The 24,170-nt window shown below is 58.3% G+C and carries 19 protein-coding genes; 12 read left to right on the top strand and 7 right to left on the bottom strand.

Annotated elements, in window-relative coordinates:
* Positions 1-2: 2 nt before the first annotated feature.
* On the bottom strand, positions 3-560 hold the full coding sequence (locus tag JZX88_RS12230; RefSeq protein WP_065118041.1) for an HNH endonuclease: 558 nt from the start codon (positions 558-560) through the stop codon (positions 3-5).
* A gap of 318 nt (positions 561-878) precedes the next feature.
* Here JZX88_RS12230 and JZX88_RS12235 point away from each other — a divergent pair, with 318 nt between their 5' ends.
* The 3 genes from JZX88_RS12235 to JZX88_RS12245 all read left to right on the top strand — a co-directional run bounded on the left by JZX88_RS12235 (position 879) and on the right by JZX88_RS12245 (position 2,990).
* The gene (locus JZX88_RS12235) at positions 879-1,181 is read left to right on the top strand and encodes a hypothetical protein (protein ID WP_206913748.1); all 303 of its coding nucleotides are present in this window, start codon (positions 879-881) and stop codon (positions 1,179-1,181) included.
* A 141-nt stretch (positions 1,182-1,322) separates the two neighbouring features.
* Positions 1,323-1,928 (top strand): transglutaminase-like cysteine peptidase, encoded by a 606-nt coding sequence (locus JZX88_RS12240; protein WP_206913749.1) that lies wholly within the window; start codon positions 1,323-1,325, stop codon positions 1,926-1,928.
* Between the two features lie 270 nt (positions 1,929-2,198).
* Complete coding sequence (locus tag JZX88_RS12245) at positions 2,199-2,990, top strand: metallophosphoesterase family protein (RefSeq protein WP_142856083.1); 792 nt, start codon at positions 2,199-2,201, stop codon at positions 2,988-2,990.
* 136 nt (positions 2,991-3,126) lie between these two features.
* Here the strand turns inward: JZX88_RS12245 and JZX88_RS12250 are convergent, their stop codons facing one another.
* From JZX88_RS12250 to JZX88_RS12265, 4 genes are all read right to left on the bottom strand, one after another.
* Positions 3,127-4,344, bottom strand: a complete 1,218-nt coding sequence (locus JZX88_RS12250) for a glycosyltransferase family 4 protein (RefSeq protein WP_206913750.1) — start codon at positions 4,342-4,344, stop codon at positions 3,127-3,129.
* Positions 4,341-5,678: a polysaccharide pyruvyl transferase family protein gene (locus JZX88_RS12255; protein WP_206913751.1), complete on the bottom strand. Its 1,338-nt coding sequence runs from the start codon at positions 5,676-5,678 to the stop codon at positions 4,341-4,343. Before JZX88_RS12255 ends, JZX88_RS12250 begins: the two co-directional genes overlap by 4 nt.
* On the bottom strand, positions 5,671-7,149 hold the full coding sequence (locus JZX88_RS12260) for a lipopolysaccharide biosynthesis protein (protein ID WP_206913752.1): 1,479 nt from the start codon (positions 7,147-7,149) through the stop codon (positions 5,671-5,673). The genes JZX88_RS12255 and JZX88_RS12260 overlap by 8 nt, the downstream gene beginning before the upstream one ends.
* Before the next feature lie 72 nt (positions 7,150-7,221).
* A complete protein-coding gene (locus JZX88_RS12265; protein WP_206913753.1) occupies positions 7,222-8,457 on the bottom strand; it encodes a glycosyltransferase family 4 protein in 1,236 nt (411 codons plus the stop codon).
* A gap of 484 nt (positions 8,458-8,941) precedes the next feature.
* Here JZX88_RS12265 and JZX88_RS12270 point away from each other — a divergent pair, with 484 nt between their 5' ends.
* The 7 genes from JZX88_RS12270 (at position 8,942) to JZX88_RS12300 (ending at position 18,515) form a co-directional block, all read left to right on the top strand.
* Positions 8,942-10,270, top strand: coding sequence for a hypothetical protein (locus JZX88_RS12270; RefSeq protein ID WP_206913754.1), 1,329 nt, complete (start codon positions 8,942-8,944; stop codon positions 10,268-10,270).
* Positions 10,271-10,398: 128 nt separating this feature from the next.
* Positions 10,399-11,517 carry an acyltransferase family protein gene (locus JZX88_RS12275; RefSeq protein WP_371741111.1) on the top strand — a complete coding sequence of 373 codons (1,119 nt, stop codon included), beginning with the start codon at positions 10,399-10,401 and terminating at the stop codon, positions 11,515-11,517.
* A gap of 183 nt (positions 11,518-11,700) precedes the next feature.
* Positions 11,701-12,543, top strand: a complete 843-nt coding sequence (locus JZX88_RS12280; RefSeq protein ID WP_206913755.1) for a hypothetical protein — start codon at positions 11,701-11,703, stop codon at positions 12,541-12,543.
* Positions 12,544-12,674: 131 nt separating this feature from the next.
* Positions 12,675-14,930 carry a polysaccharide biosynthesis tyrosine autokinase gene (locus JZX88_RS12285; RefSeq protein ID WP_142856100.1) on the top strand — a complete coding sequence of 752 codons (2,256 nt, stop codon included), beginning with the start codon at positions 12,675-12,677 and terminating at the stop codon, positions 14,928-14,930.
* Positions 14,923-15,600, top strand: coding sequence for a hypothetical protein (locus tag JZX88_RS12290; RefSeq protein ID WP_206913756.1), 678 nt, complete (start codon positions 14,923-14,925; stop codon positions 15,598-15,600). The genes JZX88_RS12285 and JZX88_RS12290 overlap by 8 nt, the downstream gene beginning before the upstream one ends.
* Before the next feature lie 69 nt (positions 15,601-15,669).
* On the top strand, positions 15,670-17,229 hold the full coding sequence (locus JZX88_RS12295; protein WP_206913757.1) for an O-antigen ligase: 1,560 nt from the start codon (positions 15,670-15,672) through the stop codon (positions 17,227-17,229).
* Positions 17,230-17,309: 80 nt separating this feature from the next.
* The gene (locus tag JZX88_RS12300; RefSeq protein WP_206913758.1) at positions 17,310-18,515 is read left to right on the top strand and encodes a glycosyltransferase family 4 protein; all 1,206 of its coding nucleotides are present in this window, start codon (positions 17,310-17,312) and stop codon (positions 18,513-18,515) included.
* Positions 18,516-18,583: 68 nt separating this feature from the next.
* Here the strand turns inward: JZX88_RS12300 and JZX88_RS12305 are convergent, their stop codons facing one another.
* Together JZX88_RS12305 and JZX88_RS12310 are read right to left on the bottom strand one after the other, a co-directional pair.
* A complete protein-coding gene (locus tag JZX88_RS12305) occupies positions 18,584-19,684 on the bottom strand; it encodes a glycosyltransferase family 1 protein (protein ID WP_206913822.1) in 1,101 nt (366 codons plus the stop codon).
* A gap of 55 nt (positions 19,685-19,739) precedes the next feature.
* Complete coding sequence (locus tag JZX88_RS12310; RefSeq protein WP_206913759.1) at positions 19,740-20,888, bottom strand: glycosyltransferase family 4 protein; 1,149 nt, start codon at positions 20,886-20,888, stop codon at positions 19,740-19,742.
* 421 nt (positions 20,889-21,309) lie between these two features.
* On the opposite strand from JZX88_RS12310, the gene JZX88_RS12315 reads away from it, so the two are divergent.
* Both JZX88_RS12315 and JZX88_RS12320 read left to right on the top strand, forming a co-directional pair.
* Positions 21,310-22,647: an SGNH/GDSL hydrolase family protein gene (locus JZX88_RS12315; protein ID WP_206913760.1), complete on the top strand. Its 1,338-nt coding sequence runs from the start codon at positions 21,310-21,312 to the stop codon at positions 22,645-22,647.
* A 135-nt stretch (positions 22,648-22,782) separates the two neighbouring features.
* A complete protein-coding gene (locus JZX88_RS12320) occupies positions 22,783-24,165 on the top strand; it encodes an O-antigen ligase family protein (RefSeq protein ID WP_206913761.1) in 1,383 nt (460 codons plus the stop codon).
* Positions 24,166-24,170 lie beyond the last annotated feature (5 nt).

Raw genomic sequence — 24,170 nt, forward strand, 5'->3', positions numbered from 1 at the left:
GATCAGGGCTGCAGCTCGGTGTCCCAGTAAAGATAGTCCATCCAGCTTTCGTGCAGATAGTTGGGCGGGAACAACCGTCCATTATTGTGCAGATCCTGAACCGTTGGCTGGAAGGGCTTCTGCGCCGGGAACATGCCCGCCTGCCTGGGAAGCTTGCTGCCTTTTTTGAGGTTGCAGGGCGAGCACGCCGCCACGACATTGTGCCATGTGGTTTCACCGCCATGCGCGCGCGGAACCACGTGGTCGAAGGTCAGATCGTCCCGCGAGCCGCAATACTGGCATTCGAACTTGTCCCGAAGGAAAACGTTGAAGCGGGTAAAGGCGGGATTGCGGGTGGGCTGCACATAGGTCTTGAGGCTGACGACGCTCGGCAGCCGCATGGAAAAGCTGGGGGACGACACCGCGTGATCATACTCTGCGATGATGTTCACACGGTCTAGAAAGACAGCCTTGATCGCGTCCTGCCAGGACCATAACGACAAGGGATAATAACTCAGTGGCCTATAGTCTGCGTTCAGAACGAGCGCCGGCAGGGCCTGTGGTGAAACTGCAATCGTCAAGGGCTTCTCCTGAGCGATTCGGCATCTGCACTTGTATATTAGGTCCGTTGTTACAGGATTGTGAAGCCTATAAATGCAGCGGATAAGAGCTTAATTTTTCGGCGGGAAAAAGGCCCTTTTATGTTCCGGACGCGTGGGAGAAAGACAAACCACCGGCCTTCGCATGGCGGCGGCATTGCCGGTGATTCGCGCACGGGCGGTCGGGAAAAACGGGCTCACGCTCGTTACGCCATCGATGATATGATAGCCGCGCTGACGGGAGAGCATTTTCTCCCGACCGGAACGCACATTGATCGCCCCCCGGCGGGAGGAATGCGCATGGTCTCGCACAGGCATCTGCCGAAAGCTCTGCGGGCTTGTCTGGTGACGGGTCTGCTTGCCGCTGCGACAAGTCTGGCCGTGCCGGCCCATGCGCAGCAATATCAGAATTTCGAAGTCACGCCGGATGGACGCGGCGGTGCGCAGGGCACAATCGGCGGGCGCAATTTCGAAATCGAACGCAATTATGATCGTCCGCCGGCAAGCCGCCGCTCCTCATCCGATACACGGCGCGAATTCAGAAGCACTGCGCCGCGGCAGACATGCCTTGTCGACGCCGAGGGCAGAACCCGCTGTAACTGACGCCATGCCCCCATGACGCCGGCTTTGCCGGACGGCAACAAAATTCGATTTCACTAAAAAGCAATCTATCGACTTAAACGGCCTGCAACAAAGGGCCGTTATGTTCAGGCACAGGGAAAACAACTGTGCAGGGGCAGAGACATGGCGAAGGAAAAAAGCCGTCTGGTCAAGACTTTGGCAGTCGCCGTCGGCATGGCGGCAAGCATCGCGACAACGGCACCGGCTGTCCAGCTTGGGGGCCTTGCCAAGAACCCGACCACATCACGGCCCGGCCAGTTCATGACAACGAGCCGTCCGACCATCGCGCCCATCGCCTTCGCAAAATTCTGCGACAACGCCGCCGACCAGTGCGTCCGGATCGGCGATCGCGACACGGTCGAGCTGACGAAACAGAAGCGCACGGAACTCCAGCGCATCAACGCGGAAATCAATACGGCAATCGCCTATGTCAGCGAAACGGCCGGAGAGGACGAGTGGAAGCTGAACCCGGCAAGCGGTGACTGCGACGACTACGCGGTGACCAAGCGGCAGCGCCTTTTGCGGGCCGGCTGGCCATCGGGCGCGCTGCGCATCGCCACAGCCCGCACCCCGAACGGTATCGGCCATGCGGTTCTGGTTGTCAGCACGACACAGGGTGATCTGGTGCTGGACAACCGCACCAATGTCGTCAAGCCGTGGAAAGCTGTCGATCTGAAATGGATCAAGATACAGTCGCACGAAAACCCGCGCGTCTGGCTCAAGCTTTAGAACGTTTGCCGCCAGAACCGCGCGTCCCATCCTTTCGCAACGCCGGACGGCCGTTCGATCCGTGATTTATGGCATCGTATCTTTCGAATGTGAAAGAGGATATTCTACCCTCAATTGCGCCCCTGTCAGCGGCAAAAGACACCGCTGACAGCGCATCTTGCCGGAGTGCTGGCGGATATCGGACCGTCCGGTCGTCCCTGCCCGGGAGGGCGATGCGGTGTCCGCATTCAACGGCCTTGACCTTGTATCAGAGAGACAGTATCGGCAGCTATGCCCAAGGTGCTCAACTGGATTCGCGGTCGTAGACAGCCAGCCCCCCGCGACGACCGGAGGCGCCGCAGGTTGGACCTTGGCGACAAGCCCGCCTCCTTTCCGATCTATGCCATTGGCGACGTGCATGGTTGCCTCGATCTGCTTTTGCAGGCGGAACGGAAAATCCTGGCGGATCTGGCGCCCGACCCTTCCCCCGCCCTGGTCGTTCTCGTTGGTGACTATGTCGATCGCGGGCCGGATTCCTGCGGTGTCCTTGAGCATCTTCTGCAGCCGCCCCCGGCGCCGCTGCGCCGTATCGCACTTTGCGGCAATCACGAGCAGCTGTTCAGCGACTTTCTCGAAAATCCGCAGGGCAACATGCACTGGCTGGATTTCGGTGGCCGCCAGACGCTTTTGTCCTATGGCGTCGATATCGACTATTTCATGCACAAGGGCCGCCTGCGGCTGCAGCCTTTCCGGGATGCGCTGATCGGTGCGATCCCGCAGGCCCACCGCCAGCTTTTATCCAGCCTGCCGATCTATGCCCGCATCGGACCCTATATCTTCGTGCATGCCGGTTTGCGACCGGGACGCTCGCTGGATGCGCAGACCGACGAAGACATGTTATGGATCAGGGAACCGTTCCTGTCGCAGGGAGCAGGGCTGGATCTCCTTGTCATCCATGGCCATACACCGGTGACGGAACCACAGACCGGTCCGCAGCGAATCGGCATCGACACCGGGGCTTTCACGACGGGCAGACTCACGATCCTGAAGCTTTCCGATGCCGGTCTGCAGCTGATTGTCTGACGGCTGAAGCGGTCACAAGGTTGCACTTGATCGGCCCGGCACAGGGTGAAATTGCAGCGTCGAGGCTTACGGTTTCAAATCCGTCTTGCGAAAAACACAGTGGTCGCGACGCCATGGCAAGCTGGGGTGAGACCGCCTATTTGCCATTCAGAATGCCCTCAAGAACCATCATCTGCTGACGGTTCCATTCAAGAGCGTCTTCAAACGCCCTGTTTCCCAGTTCCTGTCGCAGACCCTTCCCGGAGGTGAGGCGCAGAATGGCTTCGGCAAAGGCCTGGTGATCCCCATCCTCAATAACGACGACACCGTTGCGATACCGCTCCGAAAGCCCCCGCACGCCGGTACGGCTGCTGACAGTCGGAATACCGGCAGCCAGAGCATCGAGCAGTTTGATATTGATACCGGTGCCAAGCGTGATGGGATTGATAGACAGCGGCGCGCGCGAAAAGGCATCTTTCAGATCATCCACGCGGCCGAGCTTGATAACCCCTTCCCTGTCCTCGATCTTGCCGCAGATGCTGCCTGCCAGAACCAGATGAACATCCGGACGCCTCGCCCGCACCAGCGGCAGGACATTCTGCAGGAATCCATTCAGGGAAATGATATTCGCGTCATTACCGGAACCGAGAAACAGAAAATCGCTCGGCGAGAAATCTTCCACCCGCGCATGAAGATCGAGAATATGACTGACCGTCGCGACGGCAGGTGGCTCCCCGCCCAGCCGCTGCCTGAATGCCTGTTCCTCTTCCTCCTGTATGGCGACGACCACATCCGCCCGGCGGAAGGCTTTGCATTCCACCCGCGGAGGCACCGAGAACCAGTATCCATATTTGTTGGCGGTCTTCACGAACGCCTTATGGCGATCGGCGAAGGAATCATGGGTATCGAGAATCCGCAGCACATTTTCCGGCAACCCCAGGAAGGCCCTTGAATGAAAGGCATATTCGACAATGACCGCGTCGATCCCTTCCCGACGCTGAATATCCCGCACATCCCGGCCGATTTCCGGGTAATAAAACTCATCGAGGTAATTATAGAAACCGCTGTCGTGACCGAGAAGCCGGTGAACCTTGCGAATGGCCCGAAACGCGGTGAAACCAGCTTCAAGCGCCATATCCTGAACGAGCCGAGATTTAAAACTGCCCCTCTGCCGGGAAATGAAATGCACGCGTCCGGTCCCGAATTCAGCCTCATGCACGGCTGAATCGAAGTCGGTCGCAATCGGCGTATCGGCATAGACGAAATGTACCTCGTGCCCAAGGCTTCGGACAGCCCGCGTCAGCTGCAATATACGGCTGCGATTGCCTTCGGTCGCGGGAACGGCGGGAATGGCTGAGACGAAAGCGACTTTCATGAGATCGACTGGTTCCGCTCCGGAAAGGCCTCGAATATCTGAAAATTGCTCTTCGACAGGCCAAGAACTTCCGGCAGTTTCCGTTGCACCTGCGCGCGAAGTTCATCCGCATTATCGACAAATTCCATCAGCGCTGTCCTGATCCCCTCATCCGTATAGAAGGCGGAAGGAGACAGCAGATCAGAGGAAGACAGGGCAAAGTGCTGATATAGCCCTTCGAACTTGCCCTGGTAAGCAATGCATATGACCGGCACGCCCTTGCCAAGCCCCGCTATAGCAAGATGCATTCTGCCGCTGACAATACCGTCGAGCTGACCCGCGACCCCCTTGAGAACGGGAGCCGGCCACTCACCCTCCAGATATCGCACCCGATCGTCGAGCGAGGGAGGCAGCAGCTCCGCAATGGCCCGAAGGCAGGACTGGTCACCAAACCCGTCCCGATAGTCATGCGGAATAAGCAGCCAGCAGACCGGTCGCGCGTCGGCCACAAACCGCAGCGCCTCCGCCCCGCGCTGGATGATCGTCTCGATCTGACTGCGATCCGCATTCTTGAACAGCATGGGATGCAGGTTAAAACCCATCACCCTGTATCCCTCGGCGCGCCTCCGCGCGATCCAGGAACTGGTATCCGCATCGGCCTCCGATGCAGCGAGACTGAAGGCTGAATCGGCAACCAGCGCCGCGTTCGTCTTCGCGAAGGATTTCAGGCGGCCGAGGGAAACCGGATCGCGCACATTGATCGAGACGCCGGAATGAAGCGCGCTGTAAAACATCGACAGAGAGGGATGCGGCGCCTCGTTGAAACTGAAGCCTAGGATGACATTTTTTATGCCGGCCGCGGCGGCGAGATCGGCACTCGCCAGAAGTTTGGCACTGACCAATGGATGGTAATATCCATCCATGACGTCAGCACCGATCACCACGACGCAATCATATCGCCTTGCCTCGAACTGGTTGCAAAGTACCCCGATGAAGTCGGCGTTTCCGAAGAGGTCAACGGGATTGAAACCTCGCTGCCGAACCAGACCGGCAGCATCTGCGCCCTCAAGCAGGACATCGATCTCGACAGCGGGATTTCGCGCGCGGGCCTGTTGCACGGTCGCCGTGATCATGGCGTCATCGCCGATGGAACCGAAGACCGAAAAGGGGTCGCAGGCGACGATCAAAATCCGGTTGATGTGCTCTCCACCGGCCAAGGGTTTGATCCGGCGTTTCTGCTCTTGCAGCCCATCGAAAAAACGGCGAATCGCGACTTCTTCATTGCGGCGTTCGTTGAACTTCACCCATTCGCGATGAAGCGGCGCGGGGAGTATTTTTTTGACGAGCTTACGCATTCGCTTCCTTCCGTGAGCGCATCTTGCTCATGACGAAAAGCAGAGCCGATCGGGCCTGCCTTCGCGCAAGCAGCGCCATCAGCGAAAAATAAATGACGACAAAGGCGGAACCGAGCATGAGGCCGGACATGAAATCGCCAAGGGCCAGGCTGGCGACTTCAGGGCGCATCCACTGAACCAGAAAAAAGCCCAGACCGCTGCTGGCGAAACTCGGCAAAAGCAGAAGAATTATTCGCAGCAACGGGACATCGAGTTCCCGCGAGACAAAAAAGAAGGTGAAGGGTGTGGAGGCAAGCTGTCCCAGAACATAAACGATCACGAGTTCACTGATACTGTCTGTCGGTATCAAGAGGATCATCAGGATCGTCGAAACCGACTTGACGGTGCCTGCGATCAACACCTTGTTTGGCTGGCCGCGCGCGGAGAGGAACGGACCATTCTGAAACTGCACGCATTGCAGGGCGCCTAGAAGAAGCAGGGGCCGTGCGATCTCATCCGCCCCTTGCCATTGCGCCCCGAACAGGACGCGGCAAATCTCCGGCGCCAAAGCGGCAAAAAGCACGAAGGCCGGGGTGGAGACGATGGCCGATATCACGATCAACTGCTTGTAAAGTTCCGCCATGCGCTCGCGCTCATGCGATACGCGGGAAAGCACCGTCAGCGAGACATCATACAGGGCCGACTGAAGCAATTGCATGAGAAGCTGATAGAGCCTGCTGCCAACGGTGTAGAGCCCGAAGACCGCCACGCCATAACGCCCCAGAATGATGAAGTCGATCAGGCGCGTCGACCCGAATTCCACGATGCGCAAGCCGAGCGCCGAGGAGCCAAAACGAAGCAGTTCAACAAGGCTGCCGGGCCTCAGGGTGGTGCCCGGAAGCCAGTGGGGTTTTCGCCAAAGCCAGATCAGCGTGACGACCGTTGCAACATAGGTCTGAACGACAAGGCTCCAGACCCCCAGTCCCATGATGGCGAAAGCGATCGCCACACCACCGCCGATGATATTCGAAATGAAGGTTCTGATGGCCAGCGGCTTGAAGGCGAGTGCGCGCCGATAATTCACCTCCTGAAAAAGCGACGCGGTATTCAACGGCAGCAGGACGCATATCGCCACGATGATCGGCGCCAACCCATTAACCTCGAACCAGCTTTCCAGCTCGGACGAAAACACGCAAACGGCAGTGGCCAGAAGGGTCGCAACCGCCACCGAAACATAAAATGGCAGATTGATGTCGCTCGGCTCCAGATTGCGCTTCTGGACAATCGCATCCGCGAATCCGAATTCCGACAGCATCTGGATCAGCATCAGGACCAGTCCGGCCGCGGCGACCATGCCGTAGTCGGTAGGGCTGAGGAAACGGGCGAGAACGATGAAGAGAACGGAGGTGAAAAGCTTCCCTCCCCAGTTCTGGATGATGGACCAGAACACGCCTCTCACGGCTGCGGAGCCTATTGAATTTGTCTCTGCCATCCGTCCGATATGGCTTTCCACCATAAGCTTTTCCCTTCGAAGAAAACTTGCCACAGCAGATTAATTTCGCGACTAGGATGCACGTAAGGTCCGGTTCTGGGCGCCTTTCGCCAGCACGTCTTCGTAGAGCTTCACATAATTTTCGCCGACCCGCCGGGAGGTGGATTCCTCGACGATGTTTCCGAAGTCGGCCTCCGTCGGCAATTGCTCACGCGACAGTGTTAGCACCCGGCGGATGCGGGCGGCGAGATCGGTGGCGTTGCCCGGTTCGAACAGCCAGTCGTGATTGGTCTCGCCGATCAGTTCGGGAATGCCGCCCGAGGCGGCGCCGATGACCGGAACACCCATCGCATAGGCCTCATAGATCGTGCGTGGCGAAGGTTCGGCCCAGAAAGAGGGCACGATCAGAACATCGATCTCCTCGAAAAACTCCTTCGGCTTCGCCCAGCCGATGAACTCGATCGGCAGATCGGCCGCCTGTGCCTTGAAGCGTTCGATGGAATCGTCCATCGCCTGGCCGGCGACCAGACAGCGCCAGTTGCCATGGCCGATTTGCCTGAAGGCGTCGACCATGTTGCCAACGCCCTTTTCCGTATTGATGCGGCCGATATAACCGAAGGTCAGCGGCCGCCCGCTCCGGTCGATCCGCCGGCGGGCAACCGGATCGCCATCCGGAACGGTGCAGGAATAGAAGATGACGCGGCGCAGGCTTTCCGGAATATGATGGAAGAGCCCGTGATTGACATGCGTCCTGAGGATTTCCGTTCCGACGCTTGCTACCGCACCAATATAACGCTGGGTGAACTTCTTGGTGAAATTCACCACCTGACAGCCGAGATGGATATGCTCACAGGGCTTGCCGCCCTTGAACATGGCGGCGTTGCCGCACAGGAGATCATATTCGCAGATCGTATGGACGATCGGAATGCCGCGCCTGTGCGCCGCCCGCCAGACCAGCGTGGTCACGTCCAGCAGTGAATGGGTGTTGAGAACATCCGGCCTGAAATCATCAAGAACGGCTTCGAACTGCTTCTCGACGTTGAAATTCCATTGCTGCCTGATCTTCTGCATGCGCCGCTGCTGCGGCGTATATTGCGGCCAGTCCTCAAGCCAGAAGTCATTATTGTGGAACATGCGGTAAACGCTGACGCCATTGCGCACCGTCTTCTGCTCCGCCTGCCGTTCAATGCAGGCGGCGCCGACCGTATGCCCCATGGAAACGAGTTCCTCGGCAAGATGCTCGACCGACCGTTCACATCCCCCGACAATATGCGGCGGATAAAGACTGCTCAAATGGAGAATTCGCATGCGGATACGCTCTATTTTCCTTAATCGAAAATTTATGACTTCCGCTCTGGCCATGCCGCTCTCCCGAACTGCCGGGAGAAAGTGAGGCATTTGCAAAAAAATACAAAAGCCGGGGCGGAACTAACATTTGAAAATATGAATAACCAAAAATCCGCTTTCAAAAAGCACTGGAATTGATGGCATTTCAAGTGATTTTTTTCGCGGCGCGACAAAAGCCATTCCGTGTTGCGAAAAGAACCGGTCCCGTGTTAGGCTTCCGCACATATGAAATACCCTGATCGATGCGGCTATTTATCCGGCGCGGGTCAGCACCATTGCGTTATATTTTTATTTCGGAAACATTGATTTGAAGGCGTGCGAAATGCCGCGAAGCTCCCGGGACATTGTGATCATTCGATATTGAGAGGCGTCGCCGGTATTTGACCGGCTCCCTCCAGATCATGCCGGCGCCCCGCACTTTCGTCATGATTATCAGGAGACGCAGATGAACGGAAAACGACCGGTCACCATGGGCCGCCTGACGCGCCGCAGCCTGCTTTCGGCCGCGCCTTTCGCATTGGCTGCCGCCGGCGGCCTTTATCCTGCATCCGGGCGAGCCCAGTCCGTTTTTTCCGCCGACACCGAAACCTTTCTGGACAGTGTCGGCGTGTGCGGCCATTTCGCCCGCCCCACGGGAATTTATCCCGAAGCCTTCGAACGCATACTGCCGGAACTTGAGGCACTGGGCGTGCGCCATCTGCGCGATGAGGGGCTGATCACCGCGAGAGACAACCGCGACAGCCCCGCCTTTCGCCGCCTGCGCCGGATTGTGGCAGCCGGCCTTCGCCTCACCATCATCTGTTATGACGACCTCAATCCCTATGTCTCCACTCCGCTCGACAGGATCGCCGATTTCCACAGCTGGTGCGACGACGGCATCGTTGTCCTGGAAGGCAGCAATGAACCGACGTTGACGAAGGATCCCGCCAATGCGCCGGGCATTTCTGCACGGCATCAAACGGCACTGCACGAGATGATCCGCTCGACCCCCGAGCTGAGCGCCATCCCGCTTGCCGCACCGAGTTATGTCCTGACGAACAGGGAACTGGCGCCTGATCTGCAAGCCATCAGCGACTACGGCAATATTCACCCCTATGCCGGAATGGAGCATCCCGAAACAACCGGACCGGGGGCCCTTTCCAGATCCGTGGCCGCCTCAGCGCATATAGCAGCCGGACGGCCGATGCTTGCCACGGAAATCGGCTACCATACCTCGATGGAACCGAAGACCTTCCATTTCCCCGTTACCGAGGGCATCAAGGCGCGCTACATGCCCCGTGCGCTTTTGTGGTGTTTCATCAGCGGCATCCGCCGGGCCTATATTTACGAAATGGTTTCGAGCTTCGCACAGGACAATACAAACCCGGAATCGTCCTTTGGACTGCTGCGCCACGATCTGAGCCGTACCCCCGCTTTCGAGGCGGTGCGCGCCCTTCTTTCGCTTTGCAAGGCAACGCGGCCAGGCGGCCCGGCGGAACGGCGCCTTGATTTTTCCGGGAGCGATTCCGAACGGGTGACGTTGCAGCTGAAAAGACCGGACGGCGCGCTGCTTGTGCCGGTTTGGCTTGGAATCCGGGGCTGGCAATGGCCGGCGCGGATCGAAAATCCGCCAGTCGAACGGCTGGCAGCTTTTGCAGTAACCGGGCCTCATACCAACATCATTGCACACCGCTTCGGTGACGACGGTTCCGTGAGCCAGCAGGTGATCCCCCGGCAAGATGACCAATACCGGCTTTCCGTCAGCGACCAGCTCACGGTTCTGGAGATATTCTGATGAAGAAACGGCAAATTTCGTCGTCGACAATCTAAAAATATCAACAGTATAATTCGCGATATATTAATTTAATAAACGATGTATTCTCGCGAAATCGGACGAAAACATAGTGTATTTCTTTTTCATAGATGATAACGATGCAAAAAATTACGAATGAGCCCGGCGTTAGGGCACAACGCCTCGATATTATTCAGGTGATGCGTGCCGTGGCAGCGGCCATGGTTGTTGCCTTGCACGCCAATATCAACTGGGAATTCACACTCTTCCCGCTTCACGCGCTGAGGCTCGGCGCCGGCGTGGACCTGTTTTTTGTCATTTCCGGTTTCGTCATCGTTTATGCTTCCCGGCCGTATTTTGCGGCCCGCGGCGGACGCTCGGCGTTTCTCTTGCGCCGGCTTCTACGCATTGTTCCTCTCTACTGGTTCGTGCTGACGCTGCGGGTTATTGCGCTGGCCGGGGCCGCTTTTCTCGGCGTAAAGGCATTTCCGCCACTCCAGGCAATCCTGACATCCTATCTTTTCATTCCCTATGACGCCATGGGATATGGCGACGCCTATCCGTTTCCCATTGTCGATCTCGGCTGGACACTGAACTACGAGATGTTTTTTTATGCCGTCTTCGCGGCTTTCATCTTTCTGCCGCTCGAACGCGCCGTTCTGGCGACGGCAAGTGTGCTGTTCGTTGCCGTCCTGTCAGGCCCGGTCTTCAATCTTCCCCTGCCGTTCAGCTTCTGGCTTCAGCCGATCATTCTGGAATTCGTTGCCGGAATGGTGCTCGCTGTTCTCTTTTTGCGTGGTGTGCGCATCTCCCCGCTGATCGGCGCTGGAATGGCTCTTTGCGGCCTCGCCGTCTGGACGTTCCTGGAACTCTACATGTTCGGGGCGCCTTGCGGTCCGGGCTGTTATTCCTTTTCCCGACTGCTCGTTTTTGGCGGTGGCGCCATTCTTCTCATGGCCGCCGCCACCCTGACACGGGGCATCGCCCTGCCCCGCTTCGCGCAACCGCTTGCGGCGCTCGGGGATTCCTCCTACGCGCTCTACCTGCTGCATCCCTTCATTTTTCTGGGCTTCAAGGCTGTCTTGGGCGGCTTCACGCTCCCACAGGGCTGGAGCAATCTCGCCTTTCTCGTCGTCGTCGCCAGCACCGTTGCCATAGCGCATGCATTTCACATTTTTATCGAAATGCCTGCAAACGCATGGCTTCGTGATCGCCTGATAACACCCCGGCGAAAAGTCGCGACGTCCTGACGCCAGGGCAAAAATCCGGGCGCTGGCCGTTAAGGATAGGGAGAAGTTCAAATCCGCAGCCTATTTTAACACTTGAACCTTTGCTTGGGCTGTGCGATTTAAAAGAAAATTTTAAGATGTTGAATAACCATGTTCGACATCAATTGTACTTAAATTCGTATTTTAAAAATTTGGAGAGTTGTGATGTCCCGCCTTCGTAATGGCTCGACGCTCACTGGTGCAATCTTGATGACCAGTGTGATTCTTTTTTCCGCAGCGGCCAATGCCCAGAATGTTGAAACAGTGCCGGCCCAGGCGCCAGCGGCAGAGAGTGCAGCTGCAAGTGCGCCCGTGAAGGCTGCGGATGAAACCACCGCCGCATTTCTCGCCCGCGTCCACGGCACCAATCCCGATATGGTGACGCTTTCCGCCGCGGAACTGTTCAAGCAGTCGCCAACGCAGGGAACGGTTGGCGATCTGATCACCATCGCATCCAGCACCGATGCGGCCGCCGCCGATCTCACCGCGAAGGTGACGAACGGTTTTCCGGTCATCGCCGTTTCCACCAGCGCGGCGCAATTTTCCGAACAGCTTTCCGCACTGGTTCTGAGTGATTCCAGCCAGCTGCCCGCCATCGTCGCGCTCGCTCAAAAGGTCGCGAACAAGGACTTCTCCGAAGTTGTCGGCGAAGGTCTGGCGCTTGCCTATTCCACGGCGATGCAGAGGGGCAATACGATATTGGCAGCCGCCATTCAGCTGCAGACCAAGGGCACGGGCGTCCCTTCCGACCTTCTTATCGCCTTCAGCGAAAACATCGAGGGAACGGCGGCTGGTCCGGCGGCTCCTGCGGCTGCGGCCGCCGCCGCATCGCCGATCGGCGGCGCAGGGTCCACACCGGCCAGCGCAAACAGCATCGGCGGCTCGGGGACAGGCGGCCTGGCGGATGGCGGTACGGTACAAGCAGGTGGTTCTGGCGCCCCGGCTGGCCGTGGCAGATCGCTTTCAACCGGCAGCACCAGCACCGTGACAAGCACAAGCCCCGTTTGAACCTGATGTCATCGCCCTTCCACACAGGAACGGCGATCACTTGTCTTACAATGCAACCGAGACTTGGCGGGCTCTTTGCACGCCGAAAAGAGCGAGGCTGACAGTTGTTGCAAAGACACGATCCCCTGACGATGGCCGATATCGATAAAAACGCCTTCGCGGCCGATTTTATCGATATCGACGCCGCTCTTGCGACGATCCGCCGGCAATGGCGTATCGTCCTTGCAACCATCGCCATCGCCGGGACAATCGGGCTCGCCTATGCCGCGACCGCTGTTCCCATCTATTCGGCCACGGCGACCCTGCTGATCGACCGCAACAACAGCCAGGTCGTCGAGCAGCTTTCGACGATTGGCGGTGTCATAGAAGACGAGGCGTCCATTCTCAGCCAGGTCGAGGTTCTGCAATCGGAAACCATCGGGCTTGCCGTCGTCGACAATCTCAACCTGACGGAAAACCAGGAATTCAGGGCCACACGCGCATCGCTTCTAAGTTCGATGCTGGGCACGGTCCGCTCGCTGGTCAATGTCTCGCAATGGTTTTCGCCCGCAAAGGAAGCCGTTGTCGATGACGGGACGCTGAAGAGAGCGCTGTCGGACCGCCTGTTGCAGGGCCTCTCCGTCAAGCGCATCGGCCGCACCTACGCGCTGGAGCTGACCTATAATTCCACCTCGCCTGCTCTCGCCGCCCAGATCGTCAACGCCGTGGCGGCCGCCTATCTGGTCGACAAGCTGAACTCCAAATACGAGGCGACAAAACGCGCCAGCGACTGGCTATCCGATCGCATCGCCGAACTGCGGCAAAGGGCGCTCGATACCGATCTGGCCGTGCAGAAATTTCGCGCCGAACATAATCTGATCGAGACCGGCAATAACGGTCTGCTTTCCGACCAGCAGCTGGCGGAACTCAACAGTGCACAGATCCTGGCACAATCCGAGACCGCCAGAGCGCGCGCGCGCGTGCAGCGTATCGAACACATCCTCGCCACCGACGATGTTGATGCAGTGGTGACCGATATTCTCGACAGTTCCGTCGCAAATGACCTGCGCAAGAAATACCTCGAATCCTCCAAGATCGAGGCCGAGATCACCGGCCGGCTTGGCAAGAACCACGTCCAGGCCGTGCGGCTGCGCAATGAAATGCAGGAATATCGCCGGTTGATGTTCCAGGAAGTCAGTCGCATCGCGCAAAGTTACAAAAGCGATCTGGAGGTTGCCGAGGCGCGGGAAAGAACGCTCGAGGCAAGCGTCGCCAAGGCCACCACTGTCAGCAATTCGGCCAGCCAGACACAGGTGCAGCTTCGTGAATTGCAGCGCGAGGCGGAAACCTACAAGAACATGTATCAAACCTTCCTGCAGCGTTATCAGGAAGCGATGCAGCAGCAATCCTTCCCCGTGACGGAAGCACGCGTGATTTCCAAGGCGATTCCGCCAAAAATCCCCAGCAAGCCGAACAAACCGATGCTTCTGGCGCTATTCATGATCATGGGCGCCGCAGCCGGCGGTGGCATCGCCATGTTCCGCGAGTTCCGTGACCGTTTCTTCCGTACCGGAGAACAGGTTCGCGATGTGCTCGGACTGGAGTTTCTCGGCAATACCCCGCTCATTCCGAACAAGCCGGTCGAGGAAATTCTCCCCAAGGCACAGGAAAGCGGTCCAACGGCCACCCGCCCGTCCAGCGTTGCCCGCTACGCCGTCGATCACCCGTTGTCCTCCTTTGCCGAAACGCTGCGCAGCACAAGGCTTGCGCTCGATCTCGGCATTCCCGCCAAAAGCGGCGCGCGGGTGGTGGGTGTGGTATCGGCCTTGCCAAGCGAGGGAAAATCGACCATCTCCATCAATCTGGCACAGCTTCTGGCCGGACAGGGCGCACGGGTTTTGTTGCTGGATGCGGATATCCGCAATCCGGGCGCCACGCGCGCCCTGGGTCGTCATGCCGGAGAGGGTCTGCTCGAAGTGCTGCTCGAAGGCCGCAATGTGCGGGATGTCCTCCTGCACGATGAAAAGACAGGGCTCGCTTTCCTGCCCACCGTCGTCAAGCAGCGTGTGCCGCATTCCTCCGAGCTCCTGACATCGCCACAGATGCACAAATTGCTGGCCGAGGCGAGCGGCGTCTTCGATTATATAATTGTCGACCTGCCACCGCTCGGCCCGGTGGTCGATGCCCGGGCGATGGCAAGCCGGATCGATGGTTTCGTTTTTGTGACCGAGTGGGGTAAAACCGCCCGCAGGGCGGTCCGCAACACCATCGAAAATGAAGTCCATATCCGCAAAAAATGCCTTGGCGTCATTCTCAACAAGGTGGATACGGAAAAGCTGAAACTTTACCGGGCCTACGGCTCGAGCGAATATTATTATTCACGTTACACGCGCTATTATCATGACTAGCCGGGGCGATGTGACGCTGCTGCACAAAGTCCTCGCGGCCCTGCCCGTTCTCGTCATTTCCGCATTTGTTTTATCCATCGCGGCGCAGGCATTTTCCGAAACCCGGCGTTTTTCCGACATCGTTGCGATGGCGAGAATTGCCGACGACAAAGCCGGTCTGGCACCCGATCTCCTTGCGAAATCCGTCAGCCAGCTCCAGCCCGTCATCGCAGGGAAAATCTGTCGGGCAGATATCGTCAAGGCGGGGTTGCGACTGGTTCTGGCTGATCTCGATGCGAATATCGAGGATGCGGCAACCGAGACCACCGCAGCGCGTCTTGGCTTTGCCGAAACCTATATTCGGCATGCGCTCTCCTGTTTTCCCGCCAATGGCGATGTGTGGCTGCGCCTTGCCATGGTTCGTTCGCTGCGCAACGCCTCGCCGCTGGAGACAGCCGTATTGATGAATTTTTCCCAGCTTTACGGGCCGGCGGACGCCAATCTGATACGCGGGCGCTTTGTCATGTGGCAGCAATTTCCAAGAGGGACGCTGCCGCAGGCCGAAGCGGCCCGAGATGCGGATATAGCGGTCGTCTGCGGCAAGGAAGGGGAAATCCTGCGCTGGACCCTGCGCGATGTCTGCCAACAGGAGCAACCAGGCGAAATCAATCGCAACAAGCCGAAGCAATAAAGCCGAGCGCGCGGCGGCACGCCGTCTCGCATATCACCACCGCAACCAGGTCTTGCAAAGCCGGAGCCGATGATACCCACCCTTACCCGATCCGGAATACTCTCCTCCTCGCCGTCGCGACCGGTGGTATTTCGCGATTATTTCCGGGTGATCGCCACAGGGGCGTTCTGGGCGATTTTCCTGCTGGCGCTCCTCAATCGCGGCGCAACCGAGGTTGAGAGCCGCATCGTCGTCACGCTGGCGATGTATCTCCTGCTGGCGCCCGCCATTCTTGTCTTCGGGCCACCCCGCGGCGGCACCGGCAAGGCGCTCGCGGCCGCCTGTTTTCTGCTTGCGGCGCTCATCATCCAGATGCTGCTGCAGGCATCATCCCTGCCGCGCATCGCTTCGCCCAATCCGGCATGGTCTTCCGCCACCATGTTCACACAAATCGCACCGGCGGCAACCATCTCGCTCACCCCGGCGGATGACCGGCTCGGCCTGCTCAGCGCCGCCCTGCCCTTCGGCGCCTTCATGGCCGGTCTTGTAATTTTCGATACTGACGAGCGCGCGGCAAAAATGTTGCGGTGGTTCGCGATAGGCGGCGGCTGGCTCGCGCTGGGGTCAATCGTGCAATTCCTGCTGTTTCCGGAAATGCTGGGCTTCATTCAGAAACGCTTCTATCTCGGCAGCCTGACCGGCCTTTTTGTCAATCGCAACACCGCCGCAACCTTCTTCGGCCTCATCCTACTTGCGCTCTTCTCGTTGTTTCACAAGAGGCTGCAGGCTCCTGACTGGCACATGGTAAGGGCGCTTGTGGCCAATCGCCTGACGGTGCCGGCCGAACAGAAGCGCCTCATCCGCAGGGCTGCCTTCATCGGCGTGCTTGCTGCCCTCTGCTTCATCGCCCTGATGCTGACCGGTTCGCGCGCCGGGATCATGTCGAGCTTTGCGGCGCTGCTTTTCCTTATTCTCCTCACCGTTTTTAACTCACCTTCGAGAACGAGCCGCAGCGCGGCTCCCCGGCGAAGGCGGCGCGGGTTCAAACGCCGGGCGGCAATCATGCTCGCCATCGCCGTCGGCCTGTTCTCGCTCTTTGCCAATCGTGTGGCGCTTCGCATGGAGACGCGGCTGGAAGACGACATGCGCTTTTGCTACATGCCGGGCATCTCGCGCGCCATCAGCGACAGCTGGCCATGGGGATCGGGACTTGCAAGTTTTGCGGAAACCTATGCGCCCTATCATGCGGCGCAATGCGGGGTGAACGCCGTGGTCACCCATGCCCATAATGTCTATGCCGAAGGCCTGCTGACGCTGGGCGCCGCCTTTCCGTTTTACGCCGCCTTTTTTGTGCTTGCCCAATTGATCATTTTCGCGATCGGGATGCGCAGGCGCAAAAGTTATCGTTATGCCGCGCATCTCGGCCTTGCCGGTCTGGCACTTGTCGCCCTGCATTCAACCCTTGATTTTTCCTTGCAGATTCCCGGCTTCGCCATGGCCTATGCCATCTTCCTTGCTCCCGTCGTCACGCTTTGTCTCAATCCACCCGGAACAGAGCGGGATGGACGCCGGCGGCACAGGCAGGCTTCCGCCGAGCCTTCAACGACCGGCCATGCGCGGCTCGATGAACAGACATTTCAACACCCCTAACACCCGGTCGCCGCGTTCCTGTCATGGATACCGGACCTAGTGACGATTGCAGAGTTGAATATAGAAGCGGAAATTTCGGTATGCGGATATTGCAGGTAACGTCGCTATTTTCTCCAGACCGGGTGGGAGGCGCGGAAATCTTCGTGGAAGACCTCGCGCGCGGGCTGGCGGGCAAGGGACATAAGGTTGCCGTGGCCGCCATTTCGCGGGAACAGCAGGCCAGGGAACAACGTGACGGCTTCACCATCCACCGCCTCGGGCATACGACGCCATTTTTCATCGGGGACTGGGAACAGCAACCGGGATGGAAGCGAAAATATTACAAGATCGCCGTACAGCTCGATCCTCGCCTCGCGCGCCGGCTCGCACGTGTCATCGATGATTTTCGCCCGGACGTCGTCAACACCCATTCGCTGTCGGAGTTGACCCCGCTGATCTGGCCGATGGTCCGCAAACGGGGCATTCCGCTCGTCCATTCCCTGCATGATTTCACCAGCATGTGCACCAATGGCTCGCTGTTTCACGACGGACATATTTGTGACGGCAACAACAGGAAATGCCGCGCCTTTTCCTATCTGCACCGGCGGTGCCAATGTGCCGTCGACGCCGTAGCCGGCGTCGGTCGCGATATTGTCGAACGGCATGTGCAGGCCGGCTTTTTCTCGCATGTCCCGGCAGACCGTCGCACCGTGATCTGGAACGCCATCGCACCACCCGCCTCTCAGGAAAATCGCGCTCCCCGCGCGCCCGAACAGCCTCTCGTTTTCGGCTATCTCGGTCGTATCGAAGCCCCCAAAGGTGCCGATCTGCTGATCGAAGCGCTGCGGCTCCTGCCGCCGGAGGGCTGGCGGCTGGTCATGGCCGGTCGTGCGCCGGGGGGCATCGGCTCCTACCAGCAAAAAACCAGGGGTCTTCCGGTCGCATTTCCCGGCTATGTTGAGGCGGACACGTTTTTTGCCGGTATAGATTGTCTGATCGTACCACCTTTATGGCCGGAAGCCTTCGGGCGCACCGTTGCCGAAGCCATTCTGCGCGGCGTACCCGTCATCGGCGCCAATCTCGCCGGCGTCGCCGAACAGATTGGCCATGACAGACCCGAGCACCTGTTTGCACCGGGCAACGCCACCGAACTGGCCGCACGCATGGCTACAGCCATGCGCAACCCCGCCATTCTCGCAGAGTCCCCGGAAACAAGAGAAAGGATTTCCCATGGCGTATCACCCGAACGGGTGATTGCAGCATATGAAGCGCTTTATTCGGATTTGCAGACCCGCACCGGCGGCTGAATGAGCGAGCAACAGATCTCAGCTTTTCAGCTGCATAAGTAGCTGTCTATTTGAATGAAATGCATGTTTTAGCACCGTGACACCTCGCGAAAAAGCTGCGCATAGCTGTCTGCCGCCTTCTGCCATGAATATAACGCACGGTTTTCATAACCAGCCTCACGAAGAGAGTCTGCCAGAGCCGGTTCGCGGAAAAGCCGCTCCAGCGCTGCCAGAAGACTGTCCGGATCAGCGGGATCAAAGGTAAGAGCCCCCTTGCCGGCAATTTCGGGTGTGGCGGAACGGTTGGAGCAGACGACCGGGCATCCCAGTTGCTGCGCCTCCAGCACCGGCAGGCAGAACCCCTCATAGGTCGAAGGCACGCAAAGACATGCCGCGTGGCGGTAAAGCGCGGCCAGTTGCCGGTCGTCTATGCCGGAAAGCCGGATCAGCCGCATCTTCAGCTCCGGGTCGTCCAGCATGCTGCCGATTTCCTCGGCATCATCGCGGCCGACATGCACGACATGCAGGTCCGGCATTGTCCTGCCCAGCCGCGCAAAAGCCTTGCCAAGAAGGGCGAAATTCTTGTTGGACGTCGCATTTCCGACCGCCAGTATATAGGGACCTGCAACCGGACGCGCACCGTCGGGAGCCTCGAGGTCGATCTTCAATGTACTGTCGGAATGGATCGTCATGCTTTTCCCCGCAGCGACGGGATAAAAGCGCGCCAGATCCCTGCGTGTCGCCTCGGATACACAGGTGATCTGATCCGAACCGGCCATCATCAAGCGAAAGATGAAATCGGTCGTCAGCGTCGCGCGCCAGCCGATCCGTTCGGGGATGGTCTTGAAATAAAGATCGTGAACGAGAGTAATCCGCCGTCTGCCGCCGAGCGGACTTCCGAAGGGATCGGCATTGAACAGCACGTCGATGCCGTGCCGACGGCAAAGTGCCGGCAACACCGCGGCCTGGCGCAGCACATCGAAAACCATGATACGGGGTCGCGGCGTCTCAATCAGCTGCAACCGGCTGTCACGCAGGTTTTCGGGCAATTGCGCCCGTGCCCAGGGGGAGCGCAGGATATAGTCGTCCCGCGTCTGCTCCAGCAGCCGCTCCAGCAGGCTGAAGGTCACACGGGCTACGCCGGAGGGCTTGCCGCCATACTGACTCGGCATGTTGACGAGAATGCGCATCCTGCCCTTTCCAATTGCCCGCATTGTCCACCCCGGTCGATTATCAGCTCGGTTGCTATATCGCTTCCGACAGCAGGGCAGAGACCGAACGGCAGGTCTCCTCCAGCGAAAACCGACGGTTCACATCCTCCCGCCCATTCTGTGCCAGCCTTTCCGCCAAGGCCGGTTGCGACAGGATGCAGCCGAGCGCTGCGGCCAACGCCGAAGCATCACCCGGCGGCACCAGAAGACCTGTTTCGCCATCCCGGATGATCTCGGTCACCCCACCGCCACGTGTGGCGACAACCGGCCTGCCACACATCATCGCTTCGACCACCACCCGGCCAAAAGGTTCGGCGACAATCGAGGTATGGGCAACGGCATCCACAGCCGCCATCAATTCCGGCACATCCGAACGGAAGCCGAGAAAACGAACGCGACCGTCAAGTCCAAGACGGGATGCCTGTTCAAGGATCCGCGCCTCATAGGCTTCCTGTCCGAAAAGCGCACCGCCGACGATGATGGCCTGCACGCCATCCATCGCCGCAATGGCTTCCAGGAAAACATGCTGACCTTTCCACTCACTCAGCCGGCCGAACAGCCCGACAATCGGCTGCGGTCCAAGGCCCAGTTCGCCACGCAGCCGTGCGGCTCTGTCAGGGCCGTGTGCCACGGCCATTGCAGGATCGAAGCCATTGTAAACGATACGGACCTTGTCCGCCTCGCCGCCGGCTTCAACGAACGCCCGGCCGGTTTCCTCGGAATTGACGGCCACCAGCCTTGCGAAAAAGCGGGCAAAGACCAGCGAGGCGCGGCGATTGGCGGAACTGAAGGCAGGGTCGGTGACGATATCGTGCAAAATCCAGACGAGCGGGCGGCGACTGAGTTTCGCCGCGAGCGCGCAGACAAAAAGCGCCTTTTGCGAATTGGCGCAGATAACATCGTAGTGTCTCGCCTGCCGGCTCAACTGCCAGGCAACGGCCGCCACGTCGGCCGCACCGCGCACCATCGCACCGAACGATGAGTCACGCCGGATCGACAGCATCTTCTCTCCGGCAGACAGCAGGACCGGAGGTCTGCCGGCCGCCGCCAGGTCCTCGGCAGCACCACCGCCACTGAGAAAACAGGCGCGCCAGGAATGCGGCCCGGCCTTGATCAGATCGGCAAGGAAAAGCTCGGCTCCGCCCTTTTCTCCGGTATGGCTGACAAAAAGAGCTGACGTCATGCTGTCACCCGGCACGCGCGGATACCGCGCGGAAGCATTTGCCCGGAATGACGGGCATGACGAGACGCCCTGCGAAAAAGTTCGGCGCAGGTTTCAACAGCGGGGATATCTTCCCGCGCCGATCTAGTATAAGAATGGCAATATCTGCTTTCGATTAGAAAAAACGACATTCAAACCTTTATGCGGCTTTATATTTTAGCCGCTCGCAATAAAAATAATAATATCCCGTTTAAATATTTTAGAAAAAATTGAAGAAAATTTCATGACGTTTAATTTTGCCGCTGCTCGGCGTTCCACTCCTGACGCTTTTTCCCCGGACCTTGTGGTGGGATTATCCTAGCGCCAGACCAGGAGAACGAACGATGACACCGCTCGAACCCAAGATATGCACATATATGCCGGCAACGGAAGAGGTGCCGGCATGATCGGCCTGACGCTTGGCATTATTCCGGGAAACACGGGTGCCGTGGTCCCTTCGCTGAACGCGCTTTCGCCCTTGCGCGCACGCCTGACCGCCGGCCAGGACGCTACGATCTTCGTGAATGGCGACAGCACCGCCTATGCCGACGCGGGACCATTCCAGCAATTCGCCACAATGCTTGGCGACCTGCACGATGCGAAGGTCGTATTGTACCGCTGGGCGGAATGGCAGACAAATGCCGCAACCGGACCGAAAGCCTATGCCGATCCGGTCACATTACGCGCCGGCGCGGGAGCCACGCTGACTGTCTATCTCGCGGCGCTGCCCGGCGGCATGGCGGGCTACATGCTTGCAGAACAGCGTGCAGCAGCGCTGAGGATTCCACGCCCCGATCTGTGCATCCTGCATCAGGGGCACAATATGCAGAGTTTCGAAACACCGGGCGGTATCCTGAGTTCCGGAAGATCCGCCCTGCTCGGGCCGCTCGGCATGACCGAATGGCAATGGCCTGGCGCTCCTCAGCTTATCACCACCCAGAACCCCTGGCGGGACAGTACGGATTACGACAAGGTCTATCAGGCGATCCTCGACCTGGCACGATCCCACCCGAATCTGACGCTGGCGGACACACATGCGGCATTTGTCGCAAAGGGTAAGGATGCCGCGCTTTACCGGGACAACATCCATCCCAACGAGGCCGGCTCACAGCTTGTCGCCCGGGTTCTGTTCGGTTCCTATCTGGCTTCGGCGGCGGATATAGGCTTTCAGACGCCTTGCTGGCCGAAGCTTCCCGCCACAAATCTCATTGCCAACGGAGATTTCACCGATTGGTCAGGTACCGCGCCGGCAGGCTGGAACCTCAGCGCACCTGGCACCGCCACCAAAAGCACCGAAACCACCTTTTCCCCATCCTTTGCTTACAGCCTCGCGATACGCGCCAATGGCAGCCAGTCGGCCGCACTGTTTCGTTACTTCCGCAACAAAGAGGCGGTGGCGATGATGGGTAAAACCATATCCTTTTCGGTCCTCTATAAAAACAACGCAGAGCAACGACCGCCCTATATTACTCTGATTGCAAAAAGCGGCGGAGCGACAAGAACAATCAGTTGTTCGGCCCTGCAATTTGCAAGTGCCATAACAGCTGCAAACAGCGGCTGGATGTGGGCGACGGCGAACGGAATCCCAATCGATCCCGATATAAGCCCGGATGGTTATGCATTTTACCTGCGGATGCTTCCAGGCTTCGGCACCACGCCACCCAGTTCCAACGAACCGCTTTATATCCAGCGGGTAACCGCCGTCGAAGGTGCTCTGCCAAAAGGCGATTTGAGCGGCTGAAGGATCGTGAAAATTCCGTTCTGCACGGCAATTTTCTCGAGACCACTATCCATCGCCATCCCCCTGCGGTCTCGCAGTGATGGCACTTTCACAACAGGGCCTTCCCGGGCCCACCAATGAGAGATTAAGGTGCGAATGACCAGACGTGCAAATACCGTGGCTTCGCATCCGTTCCCATTGCCGGGTTTCATCATGGCGATGCCCATTTATCCTTCGAGAACAATAGGTATCCCGGGTCACTTTCTGTCGATATTCGTTTTCTCCATTGGTTTTTTCATTCAATGTAACGTGCTGACCAGCAATCTGGGCCTGCGCTTCCTCAATATTACCGATATGCTTGTGCTGATGACATTGCCTGTCATCGCCCTGCTTTACATTCGTTGCCTGACGCCTTCCATTCTCCTGTTTTATCTCGCCCCGCTTACTTTGTTTTTTGTCCTTTCGGCCGCCTTTGCAGATGATCGTGGCGAAGGAGAATTTTACACGACGGCGATGACCTATTTTTACGCAGTCTATTTTCTGTTTTTCGCCTATATGCTGTTCAAGGAGAACCTTCTCAAGCTGTTCTGCTGGGGCATTTTTGCCGGCTTCGTCGCTGTGACGATCCTGCTGTTTCTGGACATTTTCATCCACGACCTGCTGGCCCCCGTCGGCCTGTCGTTCAATTTTGATGAAGCCGCTGTGCTTGAAGCCGCTGCAAAAGGTGAAATGAGCCCACTGCTTTTGCGTGTCGAGAAAGCGGGAGGAATCTGGCCAGTGGGCAATACGGCCGGGCCGGCCTTTGCCCTCGCCGGCGCGGCGGCAGCTTATCTTGCCGAACGTTACAGGCGCCCGATGCTGTTTGCCGTGTTTCTGCTCATCTATCTGGCCGGTTTCACACTCACGCTCAACCGGTCGGGCGTATTTGCCGTTCTCGCCATCGGGCTCTTTTTCTACATAAGAAATTTTTCGATCAGGATGTTGCTGAGCACCTATTTCGGTTTTGCTCTGACTGCCCTTGCCGTCGCATCAGTATTGCCGTTAGGCGCCTTCGATTTTGCAGAACAGGCATTTTCGAAACGATTTCTGGAAGATAACAACAGCAGCAACAATCTGCAGGAGCGCTTCGGGACAATCACGGGCGGCTTTCAGGTGATGCTCAATCACCCGTTGGGCATTGGTTACACCGCACGAAGCCAGGAGTTATCAGCGATATCGCATAGTGGCACGCCGCATAACGGCTTTCTGGCCACCGCCTACGCATCAGGCATAGGCTTTTGTTTTCTCAGCGCCTTTGCGCTTTTTTATGCAATTTTCCGCAAGCGGAAAATCAGCTTCTTCACCTACTCGGCAATCGGGGTCATCATCGGCTATCAATTTGAAGAGCTTAATTTCAATCCTGTATTCATGGCCCATATAGGCCTTGCTCTCGCCTATGCTTCCATCGATCTGGATTTCAGGCTTTTTCTGAAAACCGCGATGATGCGCGTGACAGGAATAACCAGTGATGAAACCCGAACTGCAACGCAGCCGGCCTGAGATGC

The organism is Agrobacterium sp. OT33 (genome assembly GCF_017313365.1).
GTDB lineage: Bacteria > Pseudomonadota > Alphaproteobacteria > Rhizobiales > Rhizobiaceae > Agrobacterium > Agrobacterium rhizogenes_A.

Coding starts and splice junctions, on each gene's coding strand:
- JZX88_RS12320 (WP_206913761.1), top strand. CDS start 22,783: ATGACCAGACGTGCAAATACCGTGGCTTCGCATCCGTTCCCATTGCCG.
- JZX88_RS12260 (WP_206913752.1), bottom strand. CDS start 7,149: ATGGCAGAGACAAATTCAATAGGCTCCGCAGCCGTGAGAGGCGTGTTC.
- JZX88_RS12300 (WP_206913758.1), top strand. CDS start 17,310: ATGCGGATATTGCAGGTAACGTCGCTATTTTCTCCAGACCGGGTGGGA.
- JZX88_RS12270 (WP_206913754.1), top strand. CDS start 8,942: ATGAACGGAAAACGACCGGTCACCATGGGCCGCCTGACGCGCCGCAGC.
- JZX88_RS12315 (WP_206913760.1), top strand. CDS start 21,310: ATGATCGGCCTGACGCTTGGCATTATTCCGGGAAACACGGGTGCCGTG.
- JZX88_RS12250 (WP_206913750.1), bottom strand. CDS start 4,344: ATGAAAGTCGCTTTCGTCTCAGCCATTCCCGCCGTTCCCGCGACCGAA.
- JZX88_RS12235 (WP_206913748.1), top strand. CDS start 879: ATGGTCTCGCACAGGCATCTGCCGAAAGCTCTGCGGGCTTGTCTGGTG.
- JZX88_RS12295 (WP_206913757.1), top strand. CDS start 15,670: ATGATACCCACCCTTACCCGATCCGGAATACTCTCCTCCTCGCCGTCG.
- JZX88_RS12275 (WP_371741111.1), top strand. CDS start 10,399: ATGATAACGATGCAAAAAATTACGAATGAGCCCGGCGTTAGGGCACAA.
- JZX88_RS12310 (WP_206913759.1), bottom strand. CDS start 20,888: ATGACGTCAGCTCTTTTTGTCAGCCATACCGGAGAAAAGGGCGGAGCC.
- JZX88_RS12290 (WP_206913756.1), top strand. CDS start 14,923: ATGACTAGCCGGGGCGATGTGACGCTGCTGCACAAAGTCCTCGCGGCC.
- JZX88_RS12265 (WP_206913753.1), bottom strand. CDS start 8,457: ATGCGAATTCTCCATTTGAGCAGTCTTTATCCGCCGCATATTGTCGGG.
- JZX88_RS12305 (WP_206913822.1), bottom strand. CDS start 19,684: ATGCGCATTCTCGTCAACATGCCGAGTCAGTATGGCGGCAAGCCCTCC.
- JZX88_RS12285 (WP_142856100.1), top strand. CDS start 12,675: ATGGCCGATATCGATAAAAACGCCTTCGCGGCCGATTTTATCGATATC.
- JZX88_RS12255 (WP_206913751.1), bottom strand. CDS start 5,678: ATGCGTAAGCTCGTCAAAAAAATACTCCCCGCGCCGCTTCATCGCGAA.
- JZX88_RS12280 (WP_206913755.1), top strand. CDS start 11,701: ATGTCCCGCCTTCGTAATGGCTCGACGCTCACTGGTGCAATCTTGATG.
- JZX88_RS12245 (WP_142856083.1), top strand. CDS start 2,199: ATGCCCAAGGTGCTCAACTGGATTCGCGGTCGTAGACAGCCAGCCCCC.
- JZX88_RS12240 (WP_206913749.1), top strand. CDS start 1,323: ATGGCGAAGGAAAAAAGCCGTCTGGTCAAGACTTTGGCAGTCGCCGTC.